Source organism: Streptomyces sp. NPDC006655, assembly GCF_040703965.1.
Classification (GTDB): Bacteria; Actinomycetota; Actinomycetes; order Streptomycetales; family Streptomycetaceae; genus Streptomyces.
The window spans coordinates 1-6,052 of record NZ_JBEYJU010000204.1 but is presented as its reverse complement, the minus strand read 5'-3'; the positions used below and the strand labels follow the sequence as shown (position 1 = coordinate 6,052).

Genomic DNA, 6,052 nt, shown 5'->3' with positions numbered 1-6,052 from the left:
GGTGGCTCCGCCACATGACCCGCCACCCCGCACGCCGATCGCACGCACCGAACGCCGCTCCTTCTCCCACGGAGATCCATCAGAAGGGCCCTAGCTAGTGCTGTGACCGGACAGGTTCACCGGCTCGCCCGGCACCGCCGACGCGCACCGACGGGTCCGGTGCGTGCTCCCCGGCGCTACGGCAGCTCCTGCGCCCGCGCGATGAGGAGCGCCACGTCGTCGTGGTTGTCCGGGTGGTGCAGCTCCCGCAGCAGCAGGTCGCAGGCCTCCTCCAGTGGGCGGCCGGGATCGTCCAGCAGGGCCAGCAGCGCGTCCAGCCGTTCGTCCAGCGCATGGCTGCGGGTCTCCACCAGACCGTCGGTGTAGAGCACCAGCTCGTCGCCGGGCTCGAAGTCCACGGTGGTGGTGGCGAAGGGGACCCCGCCCACGCCCAGCGGGACCCCGGTGGGCAGGTCCAGCAGTTCCGGTGGCCGGCCGGGGCGGACCCGGGCGGGGGGCAGGTGACCGGCGTTGGCGATGCGGGCCTGCCGCCGCCGCGGGTCGTGCACGGCGTACACGCAGGTCGCGATGGAGTGGTCCAGGCCCGAGGTGGTCTTGTCCAGGTGCTCCAGGAGCACCGCCGGATCCAGGCCGAGCGAGGCCAGGGTGGTGGTGGCGGTACGCAGCCGGCCCATGGTCGCGGCCGCGTTGATGCCGCTGCCCATGACGTCCCCCACCACGAGCGCCGTCCGGCCGCCCTCCAGTGGGATCACGTCGAACCAGTCGCCGCCCACCTCGACGGTCTCGCCCGCCGGCTGGTAGCGGGAGGCGACCTCCAGGCCGGTGGTGACCCGGGGATGGGTGGGCAGCAGGCTGCGCTGGAGGGTCAGCGCGGTGGTGCGGGCGTTCTGGTACCAGCGGGCGTTGTCGATCTGCACCGCCGCCCGCGCCGCCAGTTCCCGGGCCAGCAGCAGGTCGTCGTCGTCGAAGGGCGCCGGATTGCGGATCCGCCGCAGGTCGAGGGCGCCGAGCACCTCGCCCCGGGCGATCAGCGGCACCGCCAGGTACGAGTGCACCCCGGCCCGGCGCAGCAGGTCGGCCGCCTCGGCGGAGCGGGCGATCCGCGGCAGGTCCTCGTCCCCGACCAGCGGCACGACGACGGCCTCGCCGGTCCGTACGCACTCCGTGATCAGCCGGTCCGGCGCGTACCGGGCGACGGTGCCCGGCGTCTCGGTGGCCCGCACCGCCACGGTCTCCCGCTCCGCGCGCACGGCGAGCGAGCGGAGCACCGCGGGCTCGGCGGGGCCGAGCGTGCTGCGGCGGCCCTCGACGACCGTGTCCAGCAGATCCACCGCCGCCACGTCGGCGAGCTCCGGCACGGCCACGTCGGCCAGTTCACGGGCGGTGCGCTCCAGGTCCAGGGTGGTGCCGATACGGGCCGAGGCGTCCGCGATCACGGCCAGCCGCCGGCGCGCGTTCTCGGCCTCCACCCCGGCCCGGTACGGCTGGGTGATGTCCACCACCGACGTCGCCACACCCAGCACGTTGCCCAGCGCGTCGTCCAGCCGGTAGACCGAGACCGACCAGATGTGCTCCTCGTCGGGGTCGGCCGGGGTGCGCCCCACCGCCGGTTCGTCGACGACCGGGTCGCCGGTGCGCAGCACCCGCAGGTAGGCGGCCTCCAGCTCGTCGGCGTCCAGCGAGGGCAGCACCTCGCGGATCGTCCGCCCCACGTGGTCCCCGGCCGGGACGCCGTTCATCCGTTCCATCGCCGGGTTGACCGACACGAACCGCAGGTTCGTGTCGAGGACGGCCAGCCCGATGGGCGACTGCTTCACGATCCGTTCGGACAGCGCGACGTCCTGCTCCAGCCGGCGCACCGTCGACTGGTCGGCGGCCAGCCCCAGCGCGAAGACGTCTCCGTGGTCGTCCATGAGACGCATGTTGCGGAACTCCACCACATGGGTGGTGCCGTCCTTGTGCCGGATGGGGAAGCCGCCGGCCCAGCTCTGCCCGGTGCGCATCACTTCGGCGAACAGCTTGCCGACCAGCTCGATGTGACGCTCGTGCACCATCAGGCGGGCCGCGTACTGCCCGAGCGCCTCGGCGGCCGGATAGCCGAACAGCTCCTCCGCCTGCGGGCTCCACAGCACGATGCGGCCCGTGGCGTCCAGCACCACGGAGGCCACGCCCAGGACGTCCAGCAGCCCGCCCGGCCGCACGGGGCCGCGCGCCGACTCCGCATCCCCGGCAGCCGGGGCTTCGGCTGGACTCATCGCACGCACCGCCTTCGCACCTTCGCACGGCACGTCGGCCCCCGTGCCGACTCCCCTTGTCCTGTCGCGCTCACACCCGACTCTCCGACGTCACCACCGACTCTTCCACCATCTCCCGACATTCCGTAGCCGTCACGGCGAGGTGACCGCGAGGGCGACACGGGAGCGCGTTCACCTTCCCGTTCCGTCACCGGCCTGTACACGTTGGTCAGGTACACGCCAGACTGGCCGGCGCACGGAACCCCGCCCCCTGGTACCGAGGAGTAGGCCGCCATGCCCGCGTCCATCCGGCAACGTTGTCGTGCAGGGCTGACCGCCCTGGTCGCCCTGGCCACCACCGTGGTCCTCGCCACCGCCTCCCCGGCCTCCGCCGCCGAGACCTGGACGGAGACCGGCTCCGACCGTGCCGACCCGCTCACCGAGAGCCAGGGCCTGACCTCGGTCGAGGTCCCCGCCGGCAGCGCCAACCGGTACACCGGCATCGGAACCATCCCCGTCAGTGTCTCCAGCCGTGGCTGGAACCACGTCGGCGACCCCGACGAGTCCTACGACGGCTACTACGTCGAGCCGTACCAGGCGGACTCCGGCACCGCCAAGATGTACCGCGTGCAGGCGCCGAACGGCACCTGGTCGGAGTACGTCCACACGCTCGTCCCCGGCGAGGCCCTCAACAACTCGTGGGACGCCGTCGCGCCCGACAGCCGGTACATGCTCTCCGGCGAGTACGGCACCATGACCCGCTTCCTGGTCTTCCCGACGCCCGGCGCCAACAGCGGCACCTCGCCGTCCGCGAACCTCCCGCTGGCGTCCGTCGTCAACCTGGACCACGCCGTACGCGACGTCCAGGGCTGTGACTTCTCCGGCGCCACCACGCTGCTGTGCTCCTCGGACGACCCGGACGGCAGCCTCTTCGGCTACACCAAGCCGCTCCTGCGGATCGACCTCTCCGCGGCGCCCGGCTCCTCGGACGTCACCGGCCACGTCACCGCGCTGCGCCAGCTCCCGCTGCGCAGCTCCTGCTCGGGGACCTTCGAGGCCGAGGGCATCGACTACGACCGGCGCTCCGGCATCCTGCGCGTCATCGTGATGTCACCCGGATTCTGCGTCCTCACGGACAGCAAGACGTACAAGTTCACGCGCGGCTGACCCGTCCGCGGTACGCCTTCGGGTGGTGCGGCCCCCGAAAATCGGTGCTTTTCTGTTGGCATGGCGCGGTTCGCGGGGGAACCCGTGACACCGCGCCATTGCCATGAGAGGAGCGTTCACGATGGGCCCTGAGCGACTGCACGAGGAAGCCGTCTCCCTCGAGATCAGCGGATGCAGCAAGGAGGACGCCCGGATCGTCTTCGACGCGCTGTGCCAGTGCTTCGAGTCCGACCGGGACGCCGAGGACGTGCCGCAGCAGCTGCACGAGAGCCGCCCGATGGTGTGGCTCGGCACGTTCGAGGTCACCGACGCCCACGGGTGCACCCCGCCGCCCCGGCTCTCCGCCTCGGTCGAGGCGGACGCACAGGGCGGCTACTGGGCGATCGACCGGCTCCGCGCCACCCTCGACTCCCTGTTCACGGTGCGCGACCTCTCCACCGCCTCGGGCGACCAGGAGCGGGAGCTGCACGTCCTGCTGGAAGGCAGGTGACCGGTGATCTGAGACACGTCACCACGGAGCCTTTGTGCAACTAGTTGCATAAACCGTGCGCGGTCCTCTAGAACTACGGTGACGACACCGCGCACGGAGGGCCCGATGAGCCGTTACCCCCATCTGCTGGAACCCCTCGACCTGGGATTCACCACCCTGCCCAACCGCGTGCTCATGGGCTCCATGCACGTGGGCCTGGAGGAGGCCGAGCGCGGCTTCGAGCGGATGGCGGCGTTCTACGCGGCCCGGGCCCGCGGGGGAGTGGGGCTGATCGTCACCGGCGGCATCGCCCCCAACGACGAGGGCCGCCCCGGCGAGGGCGGCGCCCGGCTCACCACCGAGGCGGAGGCCGAGCAGCACCGCACCGTCACCGAGGCCGTGCACCGCGAGGGCGGCAAGATCGCCATGCAGATCCTGCACTTCGGCCGCTACGCCTACCACCCGGGCCTGGTCGCCCCCAGTCCCCTTCAGGCGCCGATCAGCCCCTTCCCGCCCCGCGAGCTGACCGACGAGGACGTCGAGCGGACCATCGACGACTACGCCCGCGCCGCCCGCCTCGCCCGGTGGGCCGGCTACGACGGCGTCGAGATCATGGGCTCCGAGGGCTACCTCATCAACGAGTTCATCGCCGCCCGGACCAACCGGCGCACCGACCGCTGGGGCGGCTCGTACGAGAACCGGATGCGGTTCCCCGTCGAGATCGTCCGCCGGGTGCGCGAGGCGGTCGGCGACGACTTCATCGTCATCTACCGGCTCTCGATGCTGGACCTGGTGCCCGGCGGCTCCTCCCTCGACGAGGTGATCACCCTCGCCAGGGCCGTCGAGGCGGCCGGCGCGACCATCATCAACACCGGCATCGGCTGGCACGAGGCCCGCATCCCCACCATCGCCACCTCCGTGCCGCGCGGCGCCTACACCTGGGTCACCAGGAAGCTGATGGGCGAGGTGTCCGTCCCGCTGGTGACCACCAACCGCATCAACACCCCGGACGTCGCCGAGGAACTGCTCGCCGAGGGCTGCGCGGACATGGTCTCCGTGGCCCGCCCGATGCTCGCCGACCCCGACTTCGTCGCCAAGGCCGCCGCCGGCACACCGGAGGCGATCAACACCTGCATCGGCTGCAACCAGGCTTGCCTGGACCACACCTTCAGCGGGAAGATCACCTCCTGCCTGGTCAACCCGCGCGCCTGCCACGAGACCGAACTGGTCCTCGCCCCCACCCGGACGAAGAAGCGGGTCGCGGTGGTCGGGGCCGGCCCGGCGGGACTCGCCTGCGCCGTCTCCGTCGCCGAACGCGGCCACCGGGTCACCCTGTTCGACGCGGCAGCGGAGATCGGCGGCCAGCTGAACGTGGCCCGCAAGGTCCCGGGCAAGCAGGAGTTCGACGAGACCCTGCGCTACTTCCGCCACCAGCTCGACGCCCACGGCGTCGACGTACGCCTGAACACCACCGTCGCACCCGAGGACGTCACCGGCTACGACGAGGTCGTGGTCGCCACCGGCGTGCGCCCGCGCACCCCCGACATCCCCGGCGTCGACCACCCCAGCGTCGTCGGCTACCTCGACGTGCTGCGCGACGGCGCCCCCGTCGGCGACCGGGTCGCGATCCTCGGCGCCGGCGGCATCGGCTTCGACGTCGCCGAGTACCTGACCGACGGCGGCGACAAGGCGAGCGAGGACCCGGCGACGTATTTCAGGCTCTGGGGAGTCGACATGGAGTACCGGGAGCCCGGCGGTCTCGCCGTGCCCGAGCGCCCCGCGCCGCCGCGCACCGTCCACCTGTTCCAGCGCAAGGCCGACAAGGTCGGCGCGGGCCTCGGCAAGACCACCGGGTGGATCCACCGCACCGAACTCAGGCACCGGGGCGTCACCATGGTCCCGGGTGTGCAGTACGACCTGATCGACGACGCCGGACTGCACGTCACCGTGGCCGGGGAGCGCACCGTCCTGGAGGTCGACACCGTCGTGCTCTGCACCGGGCAGGAGCCGCGCCGCGACCTCTACGAGGAGCTGGTCGCCGCGGGCGTCCGGGCGCACCTCATCGGCGGCGCCGACGTCGCCGCCGAACTGGACGCCAAGCGGGCCGTCAAGCAGGGCACCGAGCTGGCGGCCGCCCTCTAGGGCCCCTTCTGATGGATCTCCGCGGCGTCGGAGATCCATC

General features: G+C 72.2%; 4 protein-coding genes. 3 read left to right on the top strand and 1 reads right to left on the bottom strand.

The features are described 5' to 3' along the window. Window positions 1-176: 176 nt before the first annotated feature. Entirely contained in the window at window positions 177-2,255 is a 2,079-nt protein-coding gene (locus AB0958_RS44350; protein ID WP_366896164.1) for a SpoIIE family protein phosphatase, read from the bottom strand. Window positions 2,256-2,528: 273 nt separating this feature from the next. Between AB0958_RS44350 and AB0958_RS44345 the strand changes: the two genes are divergently transcribed. From AB0958_RS44345 to AB0958_RS44335, 3 genes are all read left to right on the top strand, one after another. Then, complete coding sequence (locus tag AB0958_RS44345) at window positions 2,529-3,401, top strand: hypothetical protein (RefSeq protein ID WP_366896163.1); 873 nt, start codon at window positions 2,529-2,531, stop codon at window positions 3,399-3,401. A 121-nt stretch (window positions 3,402-3,522) separates the two neighbouring features. Continuing rightward, complete coding sequence (locus tag AB0958_RS44340; protein WP_366896162.1) at window positions 3,523-3,891, top strand: hypothetical protein; 369 nt, start codon at window positions 3,523-3,525, stop codon at window positions 3,889-3,891. A 105-nt stretch (window positions 3,892-3,996) separates the two neighbouring features. Then, window positions 3,997-6,012: an NADPH-dependent 2,4-dienoyl-CoA reductase gene (locus AB0958_RS44335; RefSeq protein WP_366896160.1), complete on the top strand. Its 2,016-nt coding sequence runs from the start codon at window positions 3,997-3,999 to the stop codon at window positions 6,010-6,012. The last annotated feature ends 40 nt before the right edge of the window (window positions 6,013-6,052 follow it).

What these genes read in the sequence shown, in the direction of transcription:
- AB0958_RS44350 (WP_366896164.1), bottom strand. Translation starts at nt 2,255, where the DNA reads ATGAGTCCAGCCGAAGCCCCGGCTGCCGGGGATGCGGAGTCGGCGCGC.
- AB0958_RS44345 (WP_366896163.1), top strand. Translation starts at nt 2,529, where the DNA reads ATGCCCGCGTCCATCCGGCAACGTTGTCGTGCAGGGCTGACCGCCCTG.
- AB0958_RS44340 (WP_366896162.1), top strand. Translation starts at nt 3,523, where the DNA reads ATGGGCCCTGAGCGACTGCACGAGGAAGCCGTCTCCCTCGAGATCAGC.
- AB0958_RS44335 (WP_366896160.1), top strand. Translation starts at nt 3,997, where the DNA reads ATGAGCCGTTACCCCCATCTGCTGGAACCCCTCGACCTGGGATTCACC.